The 23,387-nt window shown below is 72.4% G+C and carries 23 protein-coding genes; 8 read left to right on the top strand and 15 right to left on the bottom strand.

The genetic code is table 11. The features are described 5' to 3' along the window. Positions 1-3: 3 nt before the first annotated feature. The 4 genes from O4U47_RS11850 to O4U47_RS11835 all read right to left on the bottom strand — a co-directional run bounded on the left by O4U47_RS11850 (position 4) and on the right by O4U47_RS11835 (position 5,721). On the bottom strand, positions 4-2,154 hold the full coding sequence (locus tag O4U47_RS11850) for a HEAT repeat domain-containing protein (RefSeq protein ID WP_270677858.1): 2,151 nt from the start codon (positions 2,152-2,154) through the stop codon (positions 4-6). Positions 2,155-2,265: 111 nt separating this feature from the next. Continuing rightward, positions 2,266-2,898: an AAA family ATPase gene (locus O4U47_RS11845; protein WP_270677857.1), complete on the bottom strand. Its 633-nt coding sequence runs from the start codon at positions 2,896-2,898 to the stop codon at positions 2,266-2,268. Beyond that, a complete protein-coding gene (locus O4U47_RS11840; protein WP_270677856.1) occupies positions 2,895-3,296 on the bottom strand; it encodes a TFIIB-type zinc ribbon-containing protein in 402 nt (133 codons plus the stop codon). The genes O4U47_RS11845 and O4U47_RS11840 overlap by 4 nt, the downstream gene beginning before the upstream one ends. A gap of 103 nt (positions 3,297-3,399) precedes the next feature. After that, complete coding sequence (locus O4U47_RS11835) at positions 3,400-5,721, bottom strand: glycosyl hydrolase (protein ID WP_270677855.1); 2,322 nt, start codon at positions 5,719-5,721, stop codon at positions 3,400-3,402. A 333-nt stretch (positions 5,722-6,054) separates the two neighbouring features. Here O4U47_RS11835 and O4U47_RS11830 point away from each other — a divergent pair, with 333 nt between their 5' ends. Both O4U47_RS11830 and O4U47_RS11825 read left to right on the top strand, forming a co-directional pair. Beyond that, positions 6,055-6,723 (top strand): hypothetical protein, encoded by a 669-nt coding sequence (locus O4U47_RS11830; protein ID WP_270677854.1) that lies wholly within the window; start codon positions 6,055-6,057, stop codon positions 6,721-6,723. 164 nt (positions 6,724-6,887) lie between these two features. Beyond that, positions 6,888-7,523 carry a hypothetical protein gene (locus O4U47_RS11825; protein WP_270677853.1) on the top strand — a complete coding sequence of 212 codons (636 nt, stop codon included), beginning with the start codon at positions 6,888-6,890 and terminating at the stop codon, positions 7,521-7,523. Positions 7,524-7,551: 28 nt separating this feature from the next. On the opposite strand, the gene O4U47_RS11820 is transcribed toward O4U47_RS11825, so the two are convergent. After that, positions 7,552-8,169 (bottom strand): CAP family protein, encoded by a 618-nt coding sequence (locus tag O4U47_RS11820; RefSeq protein WP_270677852.1) that lies wholly within the window; start codon positions 8,167-8,169, stop codon positions 7,552-7,554. 307 nt (positions 8,170-8,476) lie between these two features. Between O4U47_RS11820 and O4U47_RS11815 the strand changes: the two genes are divergently transcribed. Next, the gene (locus O4U47_RS11815; RefSeq protein ID WP_270677851.1) at positions 8,477-9,298 is read left to right on the top strand and encodes a GH12 family glycosyl hydrolase domain-containing protein; all 822 of its coding nucleotides are present in this window, start codon (positions 8,477-8,479) and stop codon (positions 9,296-9,298) included. Positions 9,299-9,419: 121 nt separating this feature from the next. Further along, complete coding sequence (locus O4U47_RS11810) at positions 9,420-9,890, top strand: DUF6653 family protein (RefSeq protein ID WP_270677850.1); 471 nt, start codon at positions 9,420-9,422, stop codon at positions 9,888-9,890. A gap of 10 nt (positions 9,891-9,900) precedes the next feature. On the opposite strand, the gene O4U47_RS11805 is transcribed toward O4U47_RS11810, so the two are convergent. Beyond that, positions 9,901-11,148 carry an MFS transporter gene (locus tag O4U47_RS11805; RefSeq protein ID WP_270677849.1) on the bottom strand — a complete coding sequence of 416 codons (1,248 nt, stop codon included), beginning with the start codon at positions 11,146-11,148 and terminating at the stop codon, positions 9,901-9,903. A 113-nt stretch (positions 11,149-11,261) separates the two neighbouring features. Between O4U47_RS11805 and O4U47_RS11800 the strand changes: the two genes are divergently transcribed. Continuing rightward, entirely contained in the window at positions 11,262-12,269 is a 1,008-nt protein-coding gene (locus tag O4U47_RS11800; protein WP_270677848.1) for a GlxA family transcriptional regulator, read from the top strand. A 63-nt stretch (positions 12,270-12,332) separates the two neighbouring features. On the opposite strand, the gene O4U47_RS11795 is transcribed toward O4U47_RS11800, so the two are convergent. After that, positions 12,333-13,001, bottom strand: coding sequence for a DUF4360 domain-containing protein (locus tag O4U47_RS11795; protein ID WP_270677847.1), 669 nt, complete (start codon positions 12,999-13,001; stop codon positions 12,333-12,335). Positions 13,002-13,671: 670 nt separating this feature from the next. Here O4U47_RS11795 and O4U47_RS11790 point away from each other — a divergent pair. Together O4U47_RS11790 and O4U47_RS11785 are read left to right on the top strand one after the other, a co-directional pair. Continuing rightward, positions 13,672-14,208: a class I SAM-dependent methyltransferase gene (locus O4U47_RS11790; protein ID WP_333563643.1), complete on the top strand. Its 537-nt coding sequence runs from the start codon at positions 13,672-13,674 to the stop codon at positions 14,206-14,208. A gap of 119 nt (positions 14,209-14,327) precedes the next feature. Beyond that, positions 14,328-16,508, top strand: a complete 2,181-nt coding sequence (locus tag O4U47_RS11785) for a WD40 repeat domain-containing serine/threonine protein kinase (RefSeq protein WP_270677845.1) — start codon at positions 14,328-14,330, stop codon at positions 16,506-16,508. Positions 16,509-16,698: 190 nt separating this feature from the next. On the opposite strand, the gene O4U47_RS11780 is transcribed toward O4U47_RS11785, so the two are convergent. The 5 genes from O4U47_RS11780 to O4U47_RS11760 all read right to left on the bottom strand — a co-directional run bounded on the left by O4U47_RS11780 (position 16,699) and on the right by O4U47_RS11760 (position 20,497). Next, a complete protein-coding gene (locus O4U47_RS11780) occupies positions 16,699-17,496 on the bottom strand; it encodes a siderophore-interacting protein (RefSeq protein ID WP_270677844.1) in 798 nt (265 codons plus the stop codon). A 171-nt stretch (positions 17,497-17,667) separates the two neighbouring features. Beyond that, complete coding sequence (locus O4U47_RS11775) at positions 17,668-18,303, bottom strand: hypothetical protein (RefSeq protein ID WP_270677843.1); 636 nt, start codon at positions 18,301-18,303, stop codon at positions 17,668-17,670. Then, a complete protein-coding gene (locus tag O4U47_RS11770; RefSeq protein ID WP_270677926.1) occupies positions 18,294-18,875 on the bottom strand; it encodes a hypothetical protein in 582 nt (193 codons plus the stop codon). The genes O4U47_RS11775 and O4U47_RS11770 overlap by 10 nt, the downstream gene beginning before the upstream one ends. Before the next feature lie 111 nt (positions 18,876-18,986). After that, positions 18,987-19,502, bottom strand: a complete 516-nt coding sequence (locus O4U47_RS11765; RefSeq protein ID WP_270677842.1) for a hypothetical protein — start codon at positions 19,500-19,502, stop codon at positions 18,987-18,989. 428 nt (positions 19,503-19,930) lie between these two features. Continuing rightward, on the bottom strand, positions 19,931-20,497 hold the full coding sequence (locus O4U47_RS11760) for a TetR/AcrR family transcriptional regulator (protein ID WP_270677841.1): 567 nt from the start codon (positions 20,495-20,497) through the stop codon (positions 19,931-19,933). Positions 20,498-20,589: 92 nt separating this feature from the next. Here O4U47_RS11760 and O4U47_RS11755 point away from each other — a divergent pair, with 92 nt between their 5' ends. Further along, positions 20,590-21,606 (top strand): alpha/beta hydrolase, encoded by a 1,017-nt coding sequence (locus O4U47_RS11755; RefSeq protein ID WP_270677840.1) that lies wholly within the window; start codon positions 20,590-20,592, stop codon positions 21,604-21,606. 31 nt (positions 21,607-21,637) lie between these two features. On the opposite strand, the gene O4U47_RS11750 is transcribed toward O4U47_RS11755, so the two are convergent. The 3 genes from O4U47_RS11750 to O4U47_RS11740 are packed head-to-tail and all read right to left on the bottom strand — an operon-like array spanning position 21,638 to position 23,161. Continuing rightward, positions 21,638-22,060 (bottom strand): NUDIX hydrolase, encoded by a 423-nt coding sequence (locus tag O4U47_RS11750; protein ID WP_270677839.1) that lies wholly within the window; start codon positions 22,058-22,060, stop codon positions 21,638-21,640. Positions 22,061-22,067: 7 nt separating this feature from the next. Then, positions 22,068-22,256 (bottom strand): DUF397 domain-containing protein, encoded by a 189-nt coding sequence (locus O4U47_RS11745; RefSeq protein ID WP_270677837.1) that lies wholly within the window; start codon positions 22,254-22,256, stop codon positions 22,068-22,070. 23 nt (positions 22,257-22,279) lie between these two features. Further along, positions 22,280-23,161, bottom strand: coding sequence for a helix-turn-helix domain-containing protein (locus O4U47_RS11740; protein WP_270677836.1), 882 nt, complete (start codon positions 23,159-23,161; stop codon positions 22,280-22,282). Positions 23,162-23,387: the final 226 nt, after the last annotated feature.

Below are 23,387 nucleotides of genomic sequence, written 5' to 3'. Positions count from 1 at the left end.
GCGTCAGCCCTGGATCGCGGCCAGCGCGCGGGTGCAGGCCTCGCGCAGCTCCTCGTCCGTGCGGGCCGCTCGGAAGTCGGGGTGGCGGTCACCCACCCGGATCGCGACGCCGCGGCGCAGATTGGCGCGGCGCCACTGGGCGAGCTCCCTGCGGAGCGCCGGAGCGGCGGGGGCCGCGGCAGCCCCCATCTGCTCAAACGCCTCCGCGATGTCCGCCGACGGCTGCAGATTCCACGCGTCCAGGAGCGCGGCGAGCCCGGCCTCCGTGTCGCCCGTGACGGGCCACAGGGCCTGGGCCGCGCGGCTCCTGGTCTCGATCTCCCAGCTCCGCGCCCGGAACTCGCCCGGATCCTCGACGCACGCGCGGACCAGGTCCGCAAGGGGCGCGGCCTCGGCCCCCATGAGCTGCGCCGTCTCCAGGACGTCGTCCAGGCAGGGGCCGCGCTCCTCCATGACCCGCGCCAGGACCGGCAGCACCGGCTCGGCGTCGCCGGTGATCAGCCAGTACGCGCTCGCTGCCAGCGGGGGACCCCACCCCGGCAGCCCGTCGTCGGCCATGTGGCCCGCGAGGACGGGGGCGGCCTCCCGCGCGGTGGGCCCGATGAGCCCGAGGAGTTCGAACACGTCCCGGCCGGGCTCCCGCGCGACCAGGAACGGCACCGCGGCGCTCGCGTCGGCGCCGACCGCCGTCACCGCCCGTACGGCGTCCTTGACCGTCTCGGAGTCCGGCTCCTCCTCGGCCAGACGGACGGCGAGGAACTCCTGCAGGGCCGGGCCCAGGTCCGCACCAGCGGCCCCCATGCTCTGCGCCTTCATCAGCGCGAACTCGGTCCAGTGCTCGACGTCGAGCATCTCCTCGATGATCTCCAGCGCCCGCGGGTCCCCGATCTCGGCCCACAGGTCGGTGGCGGCTTCGAGCGCCGCGCCTCCGTCGGAGGCCTCCAGCACCTCCTCGACGGCGTCGGCGAACGGGGCGGCCAGCGGACCGGCCGTGATCACGACCCGCGCCGCTTCGACGGCGACCTTGACCTCCTCGTCGTCGTCCTCGCTCCCGAGGAATCCGAGGGCGCGTGCGATCAGTGCGCCGTGGTCACCGCGCCAGCCTTCGAGCAGTTCCCGCACCATGGTGAGCGTCCTTGCGGTGCTCTCCAGGTCGGGCCGGTCGAGAAGCCGCTCCAGGAGGGCCCACCGCTCTTCGATCCGGCCGTCCAGCGCGTAGTCGACCAGGGTGAGCAGCACCCCGTGGTAGTACGACCTGTCGCCGTCCCCCTGGATGGCCGGGACCTCGTCCCCCCGCACCTCGGCCACCAGGGCCAGGATCGCGTCCGTGTCGAGCGGGGACGGGCGGTCGGGGAAGCGCCGCATCAGCTCGGTGAAGGCGCGCATCCGCACCGACGGGCTCGCGTCGCGTACGGCAGCCTCGGCGAGCCCGTCCGCGATGGGAGCGGTGTCCTCCGGCCTGGAGCGGACGGCGACGATCCCCAGAAGCGAGGCCACGAACTCCCGGACCTTGGGGTGATCGTCCTCGTGGAGGCGTCCCAGAAGCGCCGCGGTGGTCTCCGTGTCCGGCACGCCCGCCACCGCCGCCATGCAGGCGGTCCACCGGACGCCGGGGTCGGGGTCGGTGAGCAGGCGCAGGTAATCGGCCCGGCCCTCGGCCACGGCGAGGACGGCGCGAGCGTAGGGGTTGCCGTTCTGAATGTTCTGCTCAATGATCTCCGCGTACCCGGGACGGTCGCCGTCGTCACCGCTGAGGGCGTCCGCCGGAGGGACGACGCGGGCGGTGTCACCACCGCCGGTCAGGGGGTCCGAGCCTTCGAGGACCTGCTCGTAGTAGCCGACGTTGTCGAACACCATGGCGAGGTCTTCGATCTCAACGCCGCCGAGGCTGGCCAGCAGCGCCATCAGGTCGTCCTTGTCCCGCGCCGCGGGATCGCGCAACGCGTGGATCAGGAACGGCACCGCGGCGACGGTGCTCTCGTACACGTCGCCCTGGTGGTGGACGGCCCCGTAGAACTCGGAGAACGCCTTGCCGCGCTCTCCGGGGTCGTCGCCGACCATCCGTCGCAGCATGTCCGGCACGTCCTCAGCGGAACCGTAGGCGTGCCCCATCGAGGCCCAGTCGACATCGTCCAGGCCCGGGAAGTCGGTCATAGCGGTCTTGTTTTCCTAGCGGTGAGGAACACGGCGCCGGTGAGCCCGGCGGATGGGGACCACTATGACGAGACCGGGGACGGGCCGGTTCCGCCTCAACGGCAGGGGAAGTCAGAAGCCCTGGGCCGACCGTTCCAGCCACCCGCGGACGGCCTTCGCCGTCTCCTCAGGGGGCGAGTGGGTCGTGTCCAGCAGGTCGACGGGCGGATCCATCTCCGCGGCCGTCTCCTCCACCCACTGCGCGTAGTCCAGCATCTCCGCGATGCGCCCCTCGTCCCACTCCCGCCAGGACGGCCGCGCGCGCAGCCGGGCCGCCAGGACCTCCGGGTCGCACGTCAGCGCGAGGTAGTGGATGCGCGAGAACAGGATGCGCTCGGGCAGCGGTTCGAACTCCGGCGGCACCACCGTCCCGAAGAGCACCACGGGGCGCCCGCTCTGCTGGATCATCGCCGCCGTGCGCAGCCATGTCGAGCGGAACGGCCGGTGCTCATAGGAGTCGTCGCGCAGCCCCTCGACCCACAGCACGTCCTGTTCGAGGACGACGAACCGGTCCGACAGGGCCTTGATGAGCATCCGCCCCACGGTCGACTTCCCCGTGCCGCTGGGCCCGGTCACACAGAACAGCGGCATGCGGAGGAGGGGCCGCGCGTGGCCGCAGAAGCGGCAGCGCAGCCCCTCCCCCGACGGTTCGGCGACGGGCGCCTCGTCGAGTTCGCCGCACTCAGGGCAGATGAGCGGGTTCAATCGAAGAGCTGTTCCAGGAAGCTCTTGTTCTTCTTCCGCCCATAGGGGCGCGGCGAGTCCTTGTATCCGTATCCGCCGCCGTATCCGCCCCCGTACGGCTTCGGAGAGTCCTTATAGCCGTGGCCCCGGTGGCCATAGGGGCGGGGCGAGTCGGGGCGGCCCCGGTACCCGTGCGGGGAGTCCGGGGGAACCGGGTACGCCGGTCCGCCATGGTGCGGGGCGCCGTGCGGCTGGCCCGGGTAGGGCGGGGGAGCACCGTAGTGGCTCTCCTCCGCCCTGACGATCTGCTCCAGCTCACCACGGTCGAGGAAGATCCCTCGGCAGCCTGTGCACTGCTCGATGTGGATCCCCTGCCGGTCGAAGGTCTGCATGCGGCCTTGGCACTTGGGACATGTCACCCGTCCAGCCTATGTCGGGGACATTAAACGGGCGTGAAGACGGCCGCATCCGGCGGAGCGGGGGCAGGGCTCCGCCGGTGGGCCCCTGGAGGCCGGACGGCGCTCAGGACGTGGCGGTCCCCAGCTCACCGGGTTCCAGGCTCATGGTCGTCCCGTCGGAGAAGGCGACCTCCAGCGGCGCGGTGCCCGGGTTGAAGGCCGTATAGGTCTTCGTCCCGCCGTCGTCGAACACCGCGTAGTGCGCGGTGTCCGCGGTCACCGACGTGTCCACCGTGCCGACGTCCGCCAGCGTCGACACCCACTGGTAGGTGTGCGCCTTGGACTCGCCCGCCTCGGGCTCGTAGGAGGTCCACTGCTCCTCGAAGCGGGCCAGGGCGCCCGGCCCATCGGACAGCGCCTGGTGCTCCCAGTGGACGTCCCGCCAGATCTGCGGCTGACCGCCCAGCTTCTCCTCCAGGGAGGCGTGCATGGCGGCGGCGTGCTCGGGGTCGTACCCCAGGTACAGCGAGGACGCCGTGATCGGCAGGTAGTTGATGCCGTAGTGCTCCTCGTCGCCGCCGTCCCACCAGATGCGGTAGTCGCCGCCGTCGCCCCACACCATGCCGACGACGTCGTGCCCGAAGTCGTCGGGGAACGTCCCGCCGCCGTCGTCCTGCCAGTAGCGGGTCACCGTGGAGGCCTGCGTCGTGTGCAGGAAGACCCCCAGGTCGCGCAGTTCCTCGTCGCCGGTGGCCGCGCCGAAGTGGGCCGTGGCGGCGGCGAAGTGCATGCCCTCCGACGACGACTCCTGGTTGTTGCCCGCGGCGAACCCGGCGTGCCCGGACGCCCAGCCGTGCCCGGCGTAGGGCGAGAACGAGCGCAGCCGCGGGAACATGTCCGACTCCGGATCGGTCTCGGCGACGTCCCGGATGAGCATGCGGACCATGCCTCCCCAGGCGTCCTCGGCGGCCCAGTCGCGGTCGTAGCGGGCGACGACGGCTGCGGCCTGCACGAAGTAGCCGTAATGGAAGTCGTGGTCGTTGATCTGGTCGGCGGCCCCGAACGAGTCCGGGTAGCCGAGCATGGTCCCCCACGTGGAGTCGTAGTGGAACCGCCGCCCGCCGTCCCCGGCGGTCAGCCAGTCCTGCAGGCGGCCCTTGACCAGCTCCAACAGGCCGTCCCGGCCCTCGGTGTAGCCGATGGAGTCGGCGATGGGCACGAGCTGGGCCAGCCGCCCCAGGGCCTTTCCGTTCCAGTAGGTGTCGTCGCCTCCCCGGAACGGGTCCTCGTGGTTCAGCTCCTCGTCGATGAGAGCCCGCATCCGCGCCTCGTCGGCGCCCTCGGCCGTGGGCAGGCTCGGCATCAGGCCCTGCGTGGTGAGCGAGGTGGTGAACTCCGCCCCGTCGACGACGCGCATCTCCCCGCGCGGGGAGGCGTAGGCCAGGTCGGTCAGCGGGTCGCCCGTGTTCTCCCACTGGTGCGGGTAGAGCGCCATGAGCGTGCCGTCCTCGGTGCCCTCCTTCGGCTCGGTGGTGAGCCGGTAGGTGGTGGTGAGCTCGGCGGCCGCCTCGTCGTAGGCGTACTCCACGCGCGAATCGGTCACGAAGGAGTGGGCGTAGGGCGCGAACGCGTCCAGGTCGCCGGGGTCGGGCAGCACCGCGACCGAGTAGTGGTCGGCGCCCGCCGCGGTGAAGGTGCCGCCGGAGCGCGTCCACGGGGTGCCGGACGGGGCGAACAGCGCGTAGTGCCTGCCGCCGACGCTGGCACCGACCACGCCGTCCTCGGAGTGCCACACCTCGGGCGTGCCGGTGAAGGCCACCTCGGGGTCGGCCCCCTCGGTCTCGGCGTAGGCGAAGGGCAGCCCTTGGCCGATGGTAGTGCGCAGGGTGCCGCCGCCCTCCCACTGGGCGGTGACGGTCCAGTCGCCGCTGTCGGCGACCTCGGTGCGCGGGGCGTCCAGCCCGGTGGCGCCCATGGTCAGGTCGGCGGTGTGGGGGTATTCGTACTTCAGCCCGTCGGCGACGAGCCGGTGCTCGTCCGGGTAGCCCACCTCCAGCCCGCCGGAGTGCGGGCGGAAGCTGAACGGGTGGGCGAAGAGGTTCTCGCCGTAGGGGTTGCCGGGATAGCGCTGGAAGATGAGCGAGGACCACCACTCGTTGGTGGGGGCGGGGTCCGTGAAGCCGTCGGCCACCTTGGGCTCGACGGGGTCGCCGTTCTGGTCGCTGGGCCCGGGCTCGCCTTCCGGGCGGACGTCGGTGTAGCTCCCGGCGCCCACGGGGACGACGGCGGCGGAGTCGGCGGACGCCGGGGCGGCCCCGGAGGCGTCCCTCGCCGCGTCGGCCGCCGCGAGGCCGGCGGCGCCGATCACGAGCGCGGCGACGGCCGCGGGGGCCGGTCGGAGGCGGGGGGCGCGGAGGACACGCCATCGGTCGCGGGTACGTGCCATGGTCGGCCTTTCTTCTTTGGGAGCGCTCCCACGCGGGGCGCACGAGCCCCGAGTGTCGGACGGGGCGGCGGCGGGGGCAATCCGGGGGAATTGGATAGTTTCCTAACCGTTACGTGGGGTGAGCATCGGCGCACAGCGAGGGGCGGGCGCGGAACCCCCGAGGGACGCCCGCCGTGTCACAATTCACCCCCGTTGCGACTACCCCGCACCGATCGCCCGATCACCGTGTGCGACCATTGAGGCGGTCCCTCCCTTCTCCTCGGCTAAGGCCACCGCATGACGTATCCGCCTCCCCCGCCCCCGCACGGCCCGCCTGGGCCTCCCGGGCCGCCGATGCCCCCTGCACGGCCCGCCCGCAAAGGGGCGGCCATCGGCGCCACCGTCGCCGTGACACTGATCGTCGCCGGCTCGCTCACCGCCGCGGGCGTGTACGCCTACGACCACCTCACCACCGCCGGTCCGCGGACCGTCCCCGGCCTGCCGACCGACCCGTGCGGCGCCCTGGGCGAGGACGTCCTCGACGGCCTCGGCGCCGAGCCGGACTCCCAGGGCACAATGCGCTACGAGACCGGATGCACGTGGGAGGCCGAGGTCGACGGCCGAGAGGCCACCCTGAACGCCCGCTGGATCGCCCCCTATGCCGAGTCCGACGCCGACCTCGTGGACCGGTACGGGGACGAGGAGGCGCCCCGGGACACCGACTCCGCCTATGAACAGCGGATCGAACAGGCCTCGGAGCCCGACCTGTACGCGCCGGAGGAGGCGGAGGCCGATTCCGAGGAGCGGGACCTCGGCCTCGGCGAGGAGAGCGTGCTCGTGCTCACCACCATCGACGACGGCCTGGCCTACGCCGATGACCGGGAGCAGCGCGCGAGCGTCGTCGTCCGCGAGGGGGAGGTGGTGGGGACGCTCACCCTCGCCCTCTCCGACGAGGCCGACGAGATCGATATCGACGATGCCGAGGACCTGCTCGGCGACGCCGCCGCCGAGGCGTTCGGCTGACCTGGAAAGCGGCGGTCGCCCGAGCTGCGACCGAGGAACGCAACGCCTGACCCGGAAGGAGCTGGGCCGTGTACCCAGGCCCACCGAACGTCCCCCCGCCCGGCGCGCCGCCGCAGCCCCCACCGCCCCCGCAGCCTCAGCGGGGCGGCGGGACCGCGCGCACCGTGGCGATCACGGCGGCGGTCACCCTCGGCGCCTATGCGGTGGTCGCAGGGACGACGGGGACCGTGCTGGCCCTCAGGGAGCCGCCCGCGCCGGAAGGGGCCGCACCCCGGAACGAGGACCTTCCGGATCCCCCGTGCGGCGTTCCGACCCGCGACCAGCTGGACGGGGTCGGCGCCGCGCTACCGAACGCGTCGATCGAGGAGAGCGATTCGCGCTGCTCCTGGTACAGCGAGTTCTCCGACGGGACGCTCGGGTGGCTGCGCGTCTCCTACGGCCTGCCGACCGACGAGGAGGGCGAGCTCACCCCGGGCACGCGGGCGGCCGAAGAGGAGTTCGCATCGGACTCCGAGTACCTCCTCGAAGAGTCGGACGATGAGTACTGGACCTCGCAGGTGATCGACTCCCACGAGCCCGACCTCGGGGACGAGGCGCTGCTGGTCCACTACCGCTGGGGCGGCGCGGACGACGACCTGCGGGCGTCGAGCAGGGTCGTGGTGCGCGTGGACGACGTGCTGGTGCGGGTCTCGATGGAAGAGGCCGGCGATGCGCGGGGCGGCTCCGGAGAGGCCGGCCTCTCCGGGGACGAGGAGACGCTGCTCGGGGTCGCCGAGCGTGCCGTCGCCGCGCTGGAGTGAGCCGGACGCCCCGGCCGCCCGGCGGCGCTCACCCCTCCGGCGGAAGCACGTTCTCCTCGTACTCACCGCGCATGTTTCCGGGCGGCGAGTAGACGAGGACGACGTAGTGCTCGCGCCAGGTGTCCTGCTCCGACACGGGCTCGCTGACGCGCGCCGCGCCGACCTCGGTCGTCGCCTTCCACACGAGCTGGGTGAACTGGCCCGTCTCCGACGAGAAGCCCGGGGCGCCGTAGTCGTACTCCTCGTTGGCCGCGTACCAGTGGTCGACGGCGTCGCCGCCGCCCGGTGCGGCGCCGGGGTCGGTCGAGGCGGAGTAGTAGACGGTCTCGCCGCGTCCCGGCTGCCGCCCCCTGTGGCCCTCGTCGAGCCCTTCGTACTCGGAGAACTCCCGGGCGCGCTCGAGGGCGTGGGCGTTGAGCTCTCCGTCCGGTTCGAGCGGGGGCGCGCCGTGCCGCGCACGGTGGGCGTTGGCGGCCTCGACCGCCTCGCCCAGGAAGACGTCGTCGGTGCTGTCGGGGAAGGCCGGGCGCACGGAGCCGGTTCCGGCGTGCTCGGTGTTCGCGGCGTCCGCCGGGGCGGGGGCCGCGGGGCCGACGAGGACGGCCGTGGTGAAGAGCGGGAGGAGCGGAAGGAGTCGGGAACGCATCGGTCTCCTGGCGCGGTCGGGAGGACGTCGGGGGTCGGGCGGCCCGGCGGGCGGTCGCCCGAACGGGACTCTAACTCAGAATCATCATCCGTTTACATGGAGTGATGAAATTCGTCGGCCCCGCCGACCGGACTGGACGCCCCGCCCGGAGAAGAAGGGCCCCCGGGGGCGATTGCCGCGCCCGCCGCCGCGCCGTAGAGTCGGCCTCCCCGGGGCGGTCCGAGGTGAAGGAAAGCGCTTCCCTCATGAGCGTCGCGCCTCCCCGCCCCCTTTTCTCCCCCCGCTAGGAGAACAGGAGAGCACCCCCATGGCCACGACCCCCCGCACCCCTGCCCGCCTCGGCGCAGGGGCGGCCGCACTGCTCCTGACCACCGCCGCGCTCACCTCCGGAACGGCCGCGGCCGCCTCCGAGGGCCCACACGCGGCCGCCACCGTCTGCGAACCGTTCGACACGATCCCCATGGGCAAGTACTGGCTCAACAACAACCTGTGGGGGCAGGACGCCGGGTCCGGCTCCCAGTGCGTCGAGGACCTGTACCAGAGCGGCGACACCATCGGGTGGCGCACCGAGTGGCAGTGGGGCGGCGAGCCCTACGAGGTGAAGTCCTACGTCAGCTCGGTGCTCGGATGGCACTGGGGCTGGAACGCGGAGAACACCGGGCTCCCGGTCCCGCTGTGGACGGAGGAGCCCCTGACCACCACGTGGGACTACGACATCCGGACCGATGGCCCCGCCTCGGTCGCCTACGACATGTGGGTCCACGACGTCCCCGATCCGACCTGGGAGGACGACCCCAGCGACGAGGTGATGGTCTGGCTGTCGGCGCACCACGGCGCCGGACCCCTGGGCCAGAGGATCGACACGGTGACCGTCGGCGGCGAGCAGTGGGACCTCTACCGCGGCGAGATCAGGGGTGACGACGGACAGCTCCTCTGGCACGTCCACTCGTTCGTGCACACGAGCGGGACCGACTCCTTCACCGGCGACCTGACCGCGTTCACGGACCACCTGGCCGCCCGGGGATCGCTCTCCTGGGACCAGCACCTGTCCAGTGTCCAGTCGGGCATCGAGGTCTTCCAGGGATCGGGAGAGCTGCAGACCAACGCCTACAGCGTCACGAAGGGGTGACGCGGCGGGCCCGAAGACCATTGCCCCTTCGGTGCGACCGGAGTAGCGTCCCTTTCCGGTGAGCCGGGAAGCCTGGTCGGCGAAGTTGTCCGAGTGTTCGATGTCGATTCGGAGGCCGACCATGGCACAGCTCTCCTCCCCCGGCGCATCCGGCGCATCCGGCGAGGACGCGGGGTTCATCGCGCGCGCTCGGCGGGCGGTGTTCGCGCGGCACTGCAACCCGTGGAGCGCCTGGACCCGGTGGGCCACCACGCCGCTCATCCTCGTCCCGGTATGGACGCGGAGCTGGAAGCACGCCGTCGCCGTCGGGGCGTGGTTCGCGGTGAACCCGGTGATCTTCCCCGACCCCAAGGACGACTCCGCCTGGGCGACCAAGGCCATGCTCGGTGAAGAGCAGTGGATCGCCGAGCGCCCCAAGGACGCCGCGCTGGCGGTCCAGGCCGTGGCGTCGGCGGCCAACACGGTCGCGGTGGCCGCCGCGTGGCGCCGCAAGGCGGTCCCGGCGGTGGCCGGGACCGCGGTCATGATGGGCCTGACGATGGTCTACTGGGAGCAGATGGCGCGCTACTACGAGGAGAACAAGCGGGCCTGACCCGTCCCCCTCACGAACGGCCGCACACGGCGCCCGCCCTCTCCCCCGCCGCTTCGGCGGGGCCGGAGGGGGCCGGGCGCCGTGCTCCGCGCATCGGCAGAGTGAGCAGGGCGATCCCGGCGGTGGCGAGGAACGCCGCCCGGAGCCCGTAGGCGTCGGCCACCGCGCCCAGCGCAGCCGGTCCGACGACGGTGCCCACCCCGAGGAAGAAGACGACGCCGCTGAACCCGGCGGCGGGGCGCTCCGGGAACAGGCGCAGGCTCGCCACGGCGAGGAGGCCGGACACCGCCATGAACGCGGGTCCGTACAGCACCGCGGACAGTGCCGCCGGGACCGCCGCCGGGAGCGGTCCGGGCACGGCCGCCAGTAGGCCGACCGCCGCCGCCAGGGCCGCGAACAGCACGGTGTGCGACCGGCGCAGGCCGAGCCGGTCGAACAGGCGCCCGGAGGCCAGCCCGCCGACCCCGGCGACGCCCATCAGCGTCCAGAAGAGCGGTGCCGCGTCGACCCCCGAGCCCGAAGCGGTGACCGCCTCGACCGCGAAGGTCCAGTACACCGACCCGATCAGCCCGTAGGACAGGGCCGTGGTCAGCAGCGGGGCCGCCTCCGGGCGCAGGAAGGCGCGCGGCCCCGAGCGCGCGCTCCGCCCCCCGTCGGCGGGGCGCACCGGGGTGCCGGGGATCAGGCGCGCGTTGTACAGCGTCACCACCACCGCCACCGCGGCGAACGCGAGCCACGCGTGCCGCCAGTCGCCCCCGCGTGCGGCCAGGGCCAGCACGCCCGCGACGGCGGTCCCGAAGGCGGTCCCGGTGGGCAGCAGCGCCAGCAGGCCGGCGCGGCGCTCCTCCGGTGCGAGGAGCTGCACCGCGTCGGAGTAGGGCGCCCACGCCCACCCCGAGCTGGTTCCCGCCAGGACCAGCCCCGCCACGGCGACGGCGGGGTGGTCGGCGACGGCGACCGCCCCCATCCCGACGGCGGCCGAGGCGCCCGCGGCGACGACCGGCAGCCGGGGTCCGACCGTTCCGGCGAGCAGCCCGACCAGGACGAGGGCGGCGAGGTACCCGAGGTAGGTGGCACTGCCGACCAGGCCGACCTCCGCGACCGACAGCCCGAACTCCGCGCGGATCTCGGGCAGGAACAGGCCGTAGCCGTAGCGGGCGAACCCGAACCCCACACCGATGGTCGCCACCCCGGCCAGCGCCACCTTCCACTCCGCGGGGCGGCCGTCCCGCCGCCGCGCCTGCCGACCGTCCGTCATCGGTCCTCCGCTCCCCGTCTCCCGGTGTCCTGTGCGATCACGCCCGGCCAGCATGGATTCGCGGGTCGCGGCGCACCATTGGCGGAAACGTCACGGTCCGAGAGATTCACGCCATGAGCGAGGTGGAAGGCGCCGGGCACCCGGAGGGCGCGCCCGCGAAGCGGATCCGTGTCGTCGTGCCCGTCCTCGAGGACTGCCCCATGTTCGAGCTGGCCGTGCCCAGCGGTGTGTTCGGTACCGACCGGCGGGACCTGGACCCCCGCTGGTACGAGGTGGTGCTGTGCGGCACCGGCACGGGACCGCACCGCGCCGCGGGCGGGCTGCGGCTCCTCCCCGAGCACGGGCTGGAGGCGGTGGAGTCCGCCGACCTGGTCGTGGTCCCGGCGTGCGTGATGCCGTCCTACCGCCCGCCGCGCGCGCTGCTGGAGGCCCTGCGGTCCGCCCACGAGCGCGGCGCACGGGTCGCGGGCCTGTGCTCGGGCGCGTTCGTGCTGGCCGAGGCGGGGCTCCTCGACGGCCGCGAGGCCACCACGCACTGGATGTACGCCGATGAGCTGCGGCGCCGCCATCCCCGGGTACGGGTCACCGAGCGGTCGATCTACGTCGACGAGGGGTCCGTGCTCACCAGCGCGGGGACGGCCTCCGCCATCGACCTGTGCCTGCACATCGTGCGCACGGACTTCGGGGCGTCGGCCGCGGCCGACGTCGGGCGGCGGATGGTCGTCGCCCCGCACCGGGAGGGCGGCCAGTCGCAGTTCGTCCCGGCGCGGGCGGAGGCGGCGCGCCCGGCCGACCCCTTCGCCGAGGTGCTGGAGTGGGCGGCCGGGCGCCTGGAGGAGCCGTTGGCCGTCGCGGAGCTGGCGGAGCGGGCGGGGATGAGCACGCGCACCTTCGGGCGCCGCTTCGCCGAGCAGGTGGGGACGACGCCCCTGAAGTGGCTGACCGGGCAGCGCCTGGCGCGGGCGCGCGAGCTGCTGGAGACGACCGACCTGCCGGTCGAGGCGGTCGCGGCCCGCACCGGCCTGGGCACGGGCGCGGGGCTGCGGCAGCACTTCCGGCGCCGGGTGGGGACGTCCCCGGCGGCCTACCGGCGGGTGTTCCGGGAGCGCTCCGCAGGGTGAGGGGAGGGGGTGCGCGCCCGGCCCGGGCGGGCCGGGCGCGCACGGCGGCCGACGGCTACCCGGTCAGTCGCACTTCTTCCACGAGAAGACGTAGGTGGTGGTGATGCTGGCGTCGGTGGAGTCCATGGCCATCCAGCTCACCCGGTCCGGGTCGGACCCGGCGTCCACCCGCAGCTCGGTGTTGATGTTGAAGTTGCGCTCGGCGTTGCAGGGGGCGTAGATGGCCACGTTGGCCCGGTCGTTGAACTGCCAGTTCTCCTGGTAGGGGCCGGGCAGCTCGTGGGTGACGGCCTCGGTCTGGGGCATGCCCTGGAAGTAGTAGCTGGCCTTCTGGGTGCCCGTGGCGCCGTCGGCGAGGTCGGCGTAGCCGCGGTACTCGGCGCGGGCGATGGCGTAGGTGTAGCCCTGCGGGACGCTCACCAGGACCGCGAGCTGGCAGTTCTTCCGGCTGTCGATGGGGCTCGACCCGCCGCCCGCCTGGGCGAGGTACTCGCTGTAGGTGACGGTGAACGCGGTCTTGTCGGGGGCCACGGAGGCGGCGGCGGTGCCGGGGGCGCAGCCGGAGCCGTTCGCGTTGACCAGGTCGATCTCGACCTGGCCGGGCGGCGGGGGCTCGGTGGGCGGGAAGGGCCAGGTGGCGTCGGAGGCGTCGGAGGCGACCGCCGGGGCGGCGGACAGGGCCAGGGCCGCGGCGAAGGCCGCGGCGGTGGATGCCAGGCGGGTTCTGGGCATGGGGGACCACCTTCGGGGGATTGTGGGGCGGGGCCGGTGTGGGGCCGGTCCCGTGGTGCGTCCGCCCGGCACGGCCGGCCGAATAGGGGGACGGGGGTTCGGAGAACGCCGGACGAACGCTTCCCTTGGGAATGTAGGCAGCCGAATACGGAGCGTCAATCCCCCTGGCCCATGATCCTTTTTCACAGTCGAGAGGGATGAGAATGTGAATCCGACCGGGGAAGCGTTTTCGCACCTCCGTGCTTTCTCCGCGTATTGAGGGAATCATCCTCTATCCCGACGAGGGGACGGCCGACACGCGCCCGCGCCACACGACGGACTGTCGGCCCCGCCTGCCCCGCCCCCTGGTTCCGGTGGCCCGCCCTGTGATCGCTGAACTACTATTTCCGAACCCGGTCGGACGGCAGCGGGCCGCTTTCCCGCCATGGGCGATGAACTCCCCGTGCCCCCGGTGTTCGCGGGCGGAGGCGACCGGGTGTCCCGAACAGCGGGACCGACCCGAATTCTCCTTCTTCGGACCTTTCAGGAGGCCGCCATCCGACTCCATGACAGCCCCCGCGGCGATACGCGTTCCGCGGCGGAGGGACACCAGGCCGAGACGGTCGAGGCGTATTCCGCGTACGCCGAGTGGTATGCGCGCAAGACCAAGGGTTTCACCCCGTACTCCCCCTTGCGGACGGAGATCCACGAGTTCTGCAGGGCGAGTTCGGGGCCGCTCCTGGACGCCGGGGCCGGATGCCGCCGCGACGCCGTCCAGATGGCCCGGGCCGGGCGGGACGTCGTCGCCGTCGACGCCGTCCCCGCGCTCCTGGAGGCCGAGCCGCCGCACACCCGGGTCCGTCCGGTCGTGGGCGATGTCCGCGACCTGCCCGTGCACGACGCCTCCGTCGGGGCCGTGTGGTGCTCGGCGGTCCTCCTGCATATGGACCCCGCGGATTTCGTCGCGGCGCTGCGCGAATTCCTGCGCGTACTCGCCCCCGGCGGGTTCGCGCAGATCTCCCTCAAAGAGGGCGACGGCCATTCCGCGGAGCCGATGGCCGACAGCACCGTGCACCGTCGGCATTTCTTCTTCTATCCTCTCGACCGCCTCAGGGATTTCTCCGCCGCCGCCGGTTTCCGCATCGAAGGGACGTGGACGGGCGAACAGGCCGACTCCAGCGGCACCGTGCAGACCTGGCGCAAACTCCTTCTCCGCCCTCTGGGCTGACCCCCGGCACCCCCTCCCTCCTTCCGCGCCCCCTTTCCCGGCGGATCCGACAGAAGGGACATTGCGGGCTGGTAGCGTGACCCGCCGGGCGGGCGCGGCGACGGAAAGGGCGGTCTGGCGTGCGGGACCTGGGGCCGGATGATCCCCGCGAGATCGGCGGCCACCGGCTGCTGCGCCGGATCGGAGCGGGCGGGATGGGCGTCGTCTACCTCGGGCGCGCCCCGGGCGGCGGTCTGAGCGCCGTCAAGGTCGTCCGCGCCGAGTTCGCCGACGACGAGGAGTTCCGGGCGCGCTTCCGCCGCGAGGCCACCGCCGCCGGGCGGGTGCACGGCCCGTTCACCGCACGCGTGCTCGACGCGCGCACCGACGGCCCCGTGCCCTGGATGGCGACCGAGTACATCCCCGGGCTGAGCCTGGACCGCGCCGTTCGCGAAGTGGGCGGGTTCCGCGGGGAGCCGCTGCGGATGCTCGCCTCCGGGCTCGCCGAGGCGCTGCGCGCGATCCACGCCGCCGGGCTGGTCCACCGCGACCTCAAGCCCTCCAACGTGCTGCTCTGCGAGCGCGGCCCACAGGTCATCGACTTCGGCATCGCCCGCGCCGCCGACGCCACCGCGCTCACCGGGACGGGGCAGGCCCTGGGGACGCCCGGCTACATGGCTCCCGAGCAGGTCACCGGCGGCGACGCCGGGCCGCTCGGCGACATCTTCGCCTTCGGCGGCGTGCTGCTGTACGCGGCGACGGGGCGCAGGCCGTTCGGCGGCGGCGACCCCATGGCGGTGCTGGACCGCTCCGTGCGCGAGGAGCCCGACCTGAGCGGGCTGGAGGGGGCCGTCGCCGAGCTGGTCCGGGCCTGCCTGGCCAAGGACCCCGCGGACCGGCCCGACTTGGACGAGGTGCGCGCCGCGCTGGCCGCCCCGGGGGCCTCGGCCCCGCCGGACGCGGCCGAGATCGCCCGCACCGTGCTGCTGCCCGCCAAGGTGGCCGAGGGGATCGCGCGCGGAGCGGCCGAGGCCGACCGGATCCAGAGGACGGCGCCGCCGCCCTGGGCGTGGGCGGGGGCGGCCGCGCTCGCCGTGGTGATGCTGGCGGTCGGCGCGTTCGCCGCCTCGGCCGGGGGCCTGCTGGGCGGGGGGCGGCCCGGTGCGGCCGACGGGGGCGGTGCCGCCGAGCCGCTGAGCGGGGGTGTTCCCACTGACAGCGTCATCGGCGGCGCCGGGGAGACCGAGGCCCCGCGGGTCGCCGACGGGCTCGCGGGGCTGGAGTGCTCCGGCGCCCACGGCCCGCTGCGGGTCCACGGGGCGGCGTGGGTCGGGTACGGACCAGAGCTTCTCATGCTGTCGGACTACGGACTCTCGCTGTTCGACACCGAACAGGGCGAGGAGACCGCCCGGCTGAGCGGAGGCGACGGCGCGTGCCACGGCTACGGCGGCGACGGCGCCACCGGAGGCGGCACCGCTCGGCGGATGGACGTCAGCGACGACGGGCGCATCGCCGTACAGGTCGCCCCCGGGGGCGGCCGAATCCTCGCCTGGGACCTGGAGGCCCGCGAAGAGCTCGCGCCGATCGAGGTGGAGGGCGGGTTGGCGGACCCGGTCGTCGCGGTCAGCGGTGACGGCGGGACGGTCGCGGTCACCGGCGGCGACGATGCGGGGCGGCGGCGCCTGGAGGTCTTCCGCACGGAGGGCGGGGAGCCGCTGCTGAGCGACGACTCCCCCTACTTCGACATCGACCTCGACGCGGACGGCGGCCGGTTGGCGGCCGTCACCGGCACGGGCCCGAGGACGGTGGCGCTGCTCGACACGGGGACGGGCCGCCGTGAGGCCGACTACGCGGTGCGCGAGCCGAGCGGGGACCGGTCCTCGTCCCGCGTGGCCTTCGGGCAGGGGGACCTGCTCGCCTACACCACCGGCGGGGCGGTCGTCGTGTGGAATCCGGACACGGAGAGCGTGCTGCAGGAGTTCCCGTACACGCCGAACAGCGGCCCCGTGGACTGGTTGGCGTTCACCGGGGACTCGACGGTGGCGCTGGCGTTCTCCCCCCAGGCGTCGAATGCGCCCGGCGGGCTGGTGCGGCGGTGGAGCGTCGCCGACGGGTCGGAGATGTCGTCGCTGGAGGGGGCGGGCTGGCGGTTCCCCGCCTTCCACCCGAGCGCCCCGGACCGTGCGCCCGAGGTGGCGGCCTTCCGCACACCGGCCCAGGCGGGGGACGGGTTCACGGTGGCGCTCGTCCGCCCCGAATCCGGGCGGGACGCGACCCGGTGGCTGCCGTGGGGGCCGGCCGACCTGGGCGGATTCGCCTAGGGCGTGTTTCTCGGAGGCTTTTCGATCAGCGAGCGGCCGTCCCGGGCGGCGCTCGCAAGACGGGGCGCGAAGTTCATCCTGGTTGGCTGCTCGAGCGTCCCGGCGCAGCGAGCGTCGTCCTGGTGGTCGCGAGCCGAAAATGATCCGAGAAACACGCCCTAGGGGCGGCCGCGTTCAGGGGCCGTCCCCGTCAGTGGGAGACGCCGCGCTTCCAGTAGCCGCAGAAGAAGACGCGGTCCTTGTCCATGCCCCGGCCGGACACGAGGTGGCGGCGGAGGGAGGTCGCCAGCGTCGACTCCCCCGAGATCCACGCGTAGTCGAGCGGACCGAGGTCACGGCCCTCCACGTGGGCGAGGGCGGCCTCGCCCGGCTCGGCACCGTCGGCGGGGTGGAGGTGGACGCGCTCGACGCCGGGGTGGGCGGGGAGTCCGGGGGCGCTGCCGGGCCGGTATTCGAGGATCGCCAGGGCGCGCGCGTCGGCCGGGAGGCTCTCGATGATGGCGGCGAGGGCGGGCTGGGCCGTCTCGTCCGCCACGAGGAGGAGGTCGGTGGCACCGGCCGGCGGGGCGTACCCGGCGCGGTCGCTGAGGACGCCGATCCCGTCGCCCGGACGGGCGGCGGCGGCCCAGGCCGAGGCGGGCCCGGCGCTGTCGGTGTGCAGGACGAAGTCGACGTCGATCTCGGCGCGGGCGCGGTCGATGCGGCGGACCGTGTAGTTGCGGACCCGGGGGCGGTCGGGTTCGTCCATGGCCTGGATCTCCTTCCACCAGCCCGCCGACGAGCGCGGAAGGTTGAGCGCCCCGGTCGCGCCGGGGAGGAGGAGCCGGACGAGGTGGTCGGGGCCGTGGTAGGGGAAGCGCACCGGGTCGGCGAAGGAGGGGTGGGCGAGGGTGACGCGGACCATGTGGTCGGCGACCCGGCACGTGCCGACCGCGCGGGCGGCGACGGCGGTGACGTCCGACGTCTCGGTACGGGCCTGCACGGGCATGCGGTCCACTCCTCGTCCCCGGGGTCCGGCGGCCCCGGAGGCGGAGGCGGCCCATGGCGGTTGGGCCCACCCCCGGGGACATGGCGATGCACATCCTAAGGTAAGGCTTACTTTAACGTCGACGCAATGGGGGCCGGGCGCCCCCTGCGGTGCGCCCGGCCCCGGTGCGGATCAGCAGTGTGCGGCGCGCTCCTCGGAGGTCATCGGCCGCGTCGACTGGGTGACGGTTCCGCCCTGGTCACCGGTCGGTCCGGTCGCCTCGAAGGGGACGTACCAGTAGTAGTGGCCGTAGTAGCGGTCCGGGAAGTGCAGCTCGTACGTGCCGTTCACGGTCTGCATCCTCGGGCCCACGTACACCCGTCCGACCTCGCCGGGCCCCGCGATGACCGTCGTGGTCTGGGACTCGGTGTGCGAGGTCTTCCATTCATGGCCGTACGTGACCTCGAAGGAGACCTTGAAGACCTCGGAGAAGCCGTACTGGCCGCCCAACGACAGGCCGACGCTGTTGGTGTCGCTGGTGGTGTCGGACCAGCCGACCGACATCCACTGCTCCCGGTCGGTGCAGTTGTAGACCGGGGAGCCGACCACGCGACGGGCCGCCTGGTGCTCCTGCACCGGCCCCTCGGGGTGGAAGACGCAGACGTCGGTGCCGTTGTCGCACAGCTCCAGGAGCTGGCGGGCGGTGGGCGTGTCCTCGTGGTCGGCGTGGGCCGGGGCGGCGAGGCCGGCCGCGAGGAGGAGGGCCGCCGCGGCGGAGCCGCAGGCGACGGTGGTCCGGCGGAGCGCCGTTGCCGTGGTCACGGGCACGCGTTCCTCTCAGCCTGGGTCATGGGGCGGGTCTTCTGCACGATCGCCTCGTCGCCGCCCGGCGCGGGGCCGGTGGCCTCGAAGGGGACGTACCAGTAGTAGTGGCCGTAATAGCGGTCGGGGAAGTGCAGCTCATAGGTGCCCCCGACGCGCTCCATCCGGGGCTGGCGCTCCACCCAGCCGACCTCGCCGGGGCCGGTGAAGACCGTGGTGGTCTGGCTCTCGGTGTGGGAGTTGGTCCAGGTGCGCTCGTAGGTCGCCTCGAAGGTGGCCTTGAAGACCTCGGCGAAGCCGTACTCGGCGCTCAGGGAGAGGCCGACGCTGTTGGACTCCGAGGTGGTGTCCGACCAGCCGACCGTGAACCGCTGCTCCCGGCCGGTGCAGTTGTAGACCTCTTTGCCGACCTGCCGCGTGGTGCCCGCGACGTATTCGGGTCGGCCTTCGGGGTGGAAGACGCAGACGTCGGTGCCGTTGTCGCACAGCTCCAGGAGCTGGCGAGCGGTGGGCGTGTCCTCGTGGTCGGCGAGAGCGGGGGCGGGGGTGAACCCCGCCATGAGCGCCGCGGCGATCATGGCGGTGCGGAGAGTCCATCGTTTTCGCATGGGGGGATTCCGTCTTCCTCTCAGAAGTGGGGGCGCGTGCTTCAAAGGTGGGGACACGCGCTTCAGAGGCAGGGGAAGGCGTCAGCTGAAGCCGATCGAGTCGGTGCGGTCGTTCATGAAGTCGCCGACGTAGGCGGTGTTCTCCTTGTACGGGCCGTCACGGGACCCGCCGAGGTCGGGCTCGGGGTAGAGCCAGATCCAGCAGTCGGCCCACGGCTGAGCCGAGGAGATCCTGTTGGCCCAGCCTGCGAAGTCCCCGGTGAGGTTGAACTCGTAGTCCACCCAGCCGTCCTTGACGCAGGGGGCTTCGCCCCAGATCGTCAGCGAGTCTCCGCCGTAGCCCCGCTCCGTGAAGAAGGTGCCTTGGATGACGTCGTTCTGGGCCTGCGCGCTCAGGGTGGTGGGCCCGGAGGGCTCGGTCTCCTCCTCGGCGGCGGAGATCGCCGCGTCCAGGGTGGCGAAGCACTCCTGCTCGCCGGTGTCCATGTTGGCGATGCAGTGCTCGTCCCCCGCGGCGGACGCCGTCCCGGAGGTGAGCGCCGTGCTCAGCAGCAGGGCCGCGCCGCCGACGGCAGCTCGGGGAAGCGTTTTCTTCACCTGACCGCTCCTTTGGTTCGCATGGGGAGCAAATGGCGCGGTCACCTTAACGTCGCCCTGGGTGAGGGGAAACGGGTGCACAAGGGTGGCCCGTTTCACCGGGTTCGGCGCCGTCACCCTCCGCTTCCGAATGTGCGCCGGTCACGGATGGAAATGAAAATCTACTCCCGCGTATACCAATAGGTAGTGTGAGCGCAACCACAAGAGGCCGCCGCACGGACGACGATTTTCGGACAGCACTCAAGCCCGACTTCGTCACCCGAAACGCACCCAAAAGAACAGCATCCTGTGCACCGATGCATCGGTTCTTCTGCGTGAACACCTCGCCCTGGAAGGCGGGCACGCCGGGGCGGCATCGGACAAATAAGTAAAGGAGGCAGGTTTTTCAGTCGGCCCGGGACGTCCGCACTACAGCCGCGATGTGGAGGTCAGCCCGCCACCCGGTCGACCTCGGTGCGCAGGGTATGTTCCGCCTCGGCGGCCGATAGGCCTCCGATCAGCACGCGCATCGTCAGCCCGTCGGCGGTCGCCATCAGCGAGCGCGCCGCCTGGCGGGCGTCGGCGACACCGGGGGCGGCCCGCCGCAGCAGCCGCGCCGCCTCGGCCTCCGCACCCTCCTTGGCCTCGGCCAGCAGCTCCGCCAGGCCCGGGTGGCTGATCCCGGCGGCCACGTACTGGTGGAACACCGACACCATCGCCCGGGACGACTCCGCCAGCGGGATCGGCCCCGCGATGAGCCGCCACAGCGCCTCGCGGTCGTCGGCCCCTTCGGTCTCGGCCGAGTGGCGTTCCTCCGCGCCCGCCACCATCGCCTCCAGGCTGGCCCGCAGGAGCTCGTCCTTGCTGCGGAACCAGTACTGGATCCTGCCCACCGACACCCCCGCGGCCGACGCCACGTTCCGCATCGACACCGCGCCCATGCCGCTCTCGGCGATCACCCGCCACACCGCGCGGATGATCGCGGTCCGGCGGTCGTCGGGATCCGTGCTGTCCATGCCCCCACCCTAGCGGCTGCCAATACGGCCGTATTGACCGGTGTGTACACTCACACCGAGGGATCAATACGACTGTATTTGCGGGGGTCTCCATGAGCACCGGACCGAACCGCCGGCCCCGGCGGCGCCGCACGCTGACGGCCCTGAAGGTCCTCGCGGTCCTGGTCGCCGCGTGGCTCGCCATCGACAAGGCGGCCGGGATCGTCGCCCCCGAGCCGCAGGTCGGCCACTGGCGCAGCCAGGAGGGGTACGACTCCTACCGGGCGGCCTATGACGCCGTGATGGAGGACCTGCCCGAGCCGACCCGCACCCACGACGTGCGCACCGGGTTCGGCACCGTGCGCGTCTACGAGTGGGCGGCCGGGAAGGACGCGGCGGACGGGCGCCTGCCGGCCGTGCTGCTGCCCGGGATCAGCTCCGGCGCGCCGATGTGGGGCGACAACCTGCCGTCCTGGATCGGCGGCCGCACCCTCTACGCCATGGACGCGATCGGCGACTCGGGGATGTCCACCCAGTCCGTGCCCTTCGCCTCGTTCGCCGACCGGGCGGAGTGGGTGGAGCAGATGCTCGCGGGCCTGGACATCGACCGCGCGCACATGGTGGGGCACTCGTTCGGCGGGGCCGTCGCCGCGACCCATGCCTTGGACCGCCCCGGGCGGGTCGCCTCCCTGACACTGCTCGAACCGGTGGTGGTGCTGGAGGCGCTGCCGGTGTCGGTGTACCTGTGGTCGTCGCTGCTGATCCTGCCCGCGCCCCAGCCCTGGAAGGACCGCGCGCTCGCGGAGATCGGCGGTACGACGGTGGAGGAGGTGCGCGAGCGCACGCCGATGTCGGTGATGGTGGACGAGGGGGCCGAGCACTACGCCGCCCCAACTCAGGTCCCGAGGACCTTCACGGATGACGAGTGGCGGTCGATGGAGATGCCGGTGCGTGTCGACATCGCGGCAGAGAAGTCGCTCGCGGGAGGCGGGGAGGCGGTCGACCGGGCCCGGAGCCTCGGCATGGCCCCGGTGACCGTGTGGCCCGAGACCACGCACTCCCTACCCATGCAGGCGGCGGAAGAGCTGGGGCCCGAGCTGGAGGGCTACTGGTCCACGCACGATGGGTGACGGCGGCGGCGCCATCCGCCGACACCACACTTCAGAGGAGGTCGCGACCGTCGTGGACGCGGATGGCAGGTGGAGTACCCGGGGTGAGCGCGTCGAGGAGGCGGCAAGCGTAGGCGGGCGCCATACGGGCCTCGATCTCGTCGGGGGTGAGCCAGTCGATACCGGTGGTCTCGTCGGTGAGATGCGGCGCGCCCGAAGCAGGTGCGCAGCGGAAGACCAGCGCCACGACGTGGGCCTTCATGTTCTTGTAGACGCCGGTGAGGGGGCCGACGCGCACATGCAGGCCGGTCTCCTCACGGATCTCGCGGCGAACACCGGCCTCGATGTCCTCACTCGGCTCAAGGACACCGCCCGGGGGCTCCCAGTGCCCGTTGTCGGCACGGCGAATGGCCAGGATGCGGCCGTCCTCACGGACGACCGCACCGGCGACAGAGACGGAGTGAAGGGGAGGCACTGGTGGGTTAGAAGGCACCCCGCTTGGCGGCGTCGATGAAGGCGCGCCACTCAGGGGAGCCGAAGCGCAGGGCGCCGAGGTCACGGTGCTTGGTATCGCGCACGGCGCTGGCGCCGGGGGCGTCGGCGACCTCGACGCAGTTGTTGCTAGTGGCGGCACTGTAGCTGGACTTCTTCCACATGCCGTTCAGGTCCATGGGTCTTCTCTAATCTGTGCAGGCTAACTGGTGAGGGAGGCCAGGAGGCCGTTGGTCCTCTCGACCGATATGGCCGACGCCTGAAGCCGATCGAACACCAGTCTATAGCGCGCGATCTGCTCCTCCTCTTCGAGGTACAAGCCGTCCTGGTCGGCCTCGATATAGACGATGGAGTCCGTCTCCGAGAAGACTAGGATGCTGAACTGGAATCCAGCGGCGGCATGCGCCCCAGCATCGAACGGGAGTACCTGGAGATCGATATTGGGGCGCTGATTGACGTCGACGAGGTGCGCGATCTGCCTGCGCATGACGTCCGTCCCACCGACCTGCCGACGCAGGGCCGCCTCGTCGATGATCATCCACAACCGAGCAGGATCAGTCCGCTCCATCAAGGAGCGCTGGCGCTCCAAACGCGCTTCGACACGCTTGGACTTCTCGTCCTGGGTAGATATGAGCCCCGCCGAACTCTCCATGAGAGCGACCATGTAGTCCTCGGTCTGGAGGAGCCCGGGGACGATCGACGCGCTGTACTCATATATCGCGGAGGCCTCGGCCTCTAGCCCGATGAAGGGCCCCGCGAAGACGTTCTTATATCGGTACCACCAGCTCTTCTGCCTTGACTCCCGCGCTATCTCGGCCAGGTTCTCGGTTTCTTCCTCCGTCACCTGGTAGAGCCTGCACAGAGCGATGACGTCCGACGCCTTGATCCTTTGGAGCCGACCGCCCTCCAGGCGATGGATCTTGCCCCTGTCCCAGCCCATCTGCGAGGACACCTCGTCCTGGGACAGCCCGACGGCACCTCGGAGGCGCTTGAGCTCCCTGAGCAAGTGCCTCCGGCGCACTGGCCCTCCGTTGCCCATCGCCTCCTCCTCGGGGTCTCGGCGCTGCTTGGCTACGGCGATCATACGGACCCCCGACAGGAAACCACGCGTTTCAGGATAATGCCCCCAATCATAAATACCACCGTTGCATTTTCTAGTCTCACGGTGCATGCTAGCGCTCACTGGTCGTACTCGCGCCGCCACCGGTGGCGCACGAACCCCGTGGGGGCACCCATGTCCGCCTCGTCCCGCACACCCCGCCCGCCCACCTTCCGGCCGGTGCGGTGGGAACCGCGCATCTACCCCGGCA

The sequence above is a fragment of the Nocardiopsis suaedae genome (genome assembly GCF_027706745.1).
Lineage (GTDB): Bacteria > Actinomycetota > Actinomycetes > Streptosporangiales > Streptosporangiaceae > Nocardiopsis_A > Nocardiopsis_A suaedae.
The sequence above is the reverse complement of the archived record's forward strand: the minus strand, read 5'-3'. Positions and strand labels throughout refer to the sequence as shown.

Coding starts and splice junctions, on each gene's coding strand:
- O4U47_RS11850 (WP_270677858.1), bottom strand. CDS start 2,154: ATGACCGACTTCCCGGGCCTGGACGATGTCGACTGGGCCTCGATGGGG.
- O4U47_RS11835 (WP_270677855.1), bottom strand. CDS start 5,721: ATGGCACGTACCCGCGACCGATGGCGTGTCCTCCGCGCCCCCCGCCTC.
- O4U47_RS11830 (WP_270677854.1), top strand. CDS start 6,055: ATGCCCCCTGCACGGCCCGCCCGCAAAGGGGCGGCCATCGGCGCCACC.
- O4U47_RS11820 (WP_270677852.1), bottom strand. CDS start 8,169: ATGCGTTCCCGACTCCTTCCGCTCCTCCCGCTCTTCACCACGGCCGTC.
- O4U47_RS11815 (WP_270677851.1), top strand. CDS start 8,477: ATGGCCACGACCCCCCGCACCCCTGCCCGCCTCGGCGCAGGGGCGGCC.
- O4U47_RS11810 (WP_270677850.1), top strand. CDS start 9,420: ATGGCACAGCTCTCCTCCCCCGGCGCATCCGGCGCATCCGGCGAGGAC.
- O4U47_RS11805 (WP_270677849.1), bottom strand. CDS start 11,148: ATGACGGACGGTCGGCAGGCGCGGCGGCGGGACGGCCGCCCCGCGGAG.
- O4U47_RS11800 (WP_270677848.1), top strand. CDS start 11,262: ATGAGCGAGGTGGAAGGCGCCGGGCACCCGGAGGGCGCGCCCGCGAAG.
- O4U47_RS11795 (WP_270677847.1), bottom strand. CDS start 13,001: ATGCCCAGAACCCGCCTGGCATCCACCGCCGCGGCCTTCGCCGCGGCC.
- O4U47_RS11780 (WP_270677844.1), bottom strand. CDS start 17,496: ATGCCCGTGCAGGCCCGTACCGAGACGTCGGACGTCACCGCCGTCGCC.
- O4U47_RS11770 (WP_270677926.1), bottom strand. CDS start 18,875: ATGATCGCCGCGGCGCTCATGGCGGGGTTCACCCCCGCCCCCGCTCTC.
- O4U47_RS11760 (WP_270677841.1), bottom strand. CDS start 20,497: ATGGACAGCACGGATCCCGACGACCGCCGGACCGCGATCATCCGCGCG.
- O4U47_RS11755 (WP_270677840.1), top strand. CDS start 20,590: ATGAGCACCGGACCGAACCGCCGGCCCCGGCGGCGCCGCACGCTGACG.
- O4U47_RS11745 (WP_270677837.1), bottom strand. CDS start 22,256: ATGGACCTGAACGGCATGTGGAAGAAGTCCAGCTACAGTGCCGCCACT.
- O4U47_RS11740 (WP_270677836.1), bottom strand. CDS start 23,161: ATGATCGCCGTAGCCAAGCAGCGCCGAGACCCCGAGGAGGAGGCGATG.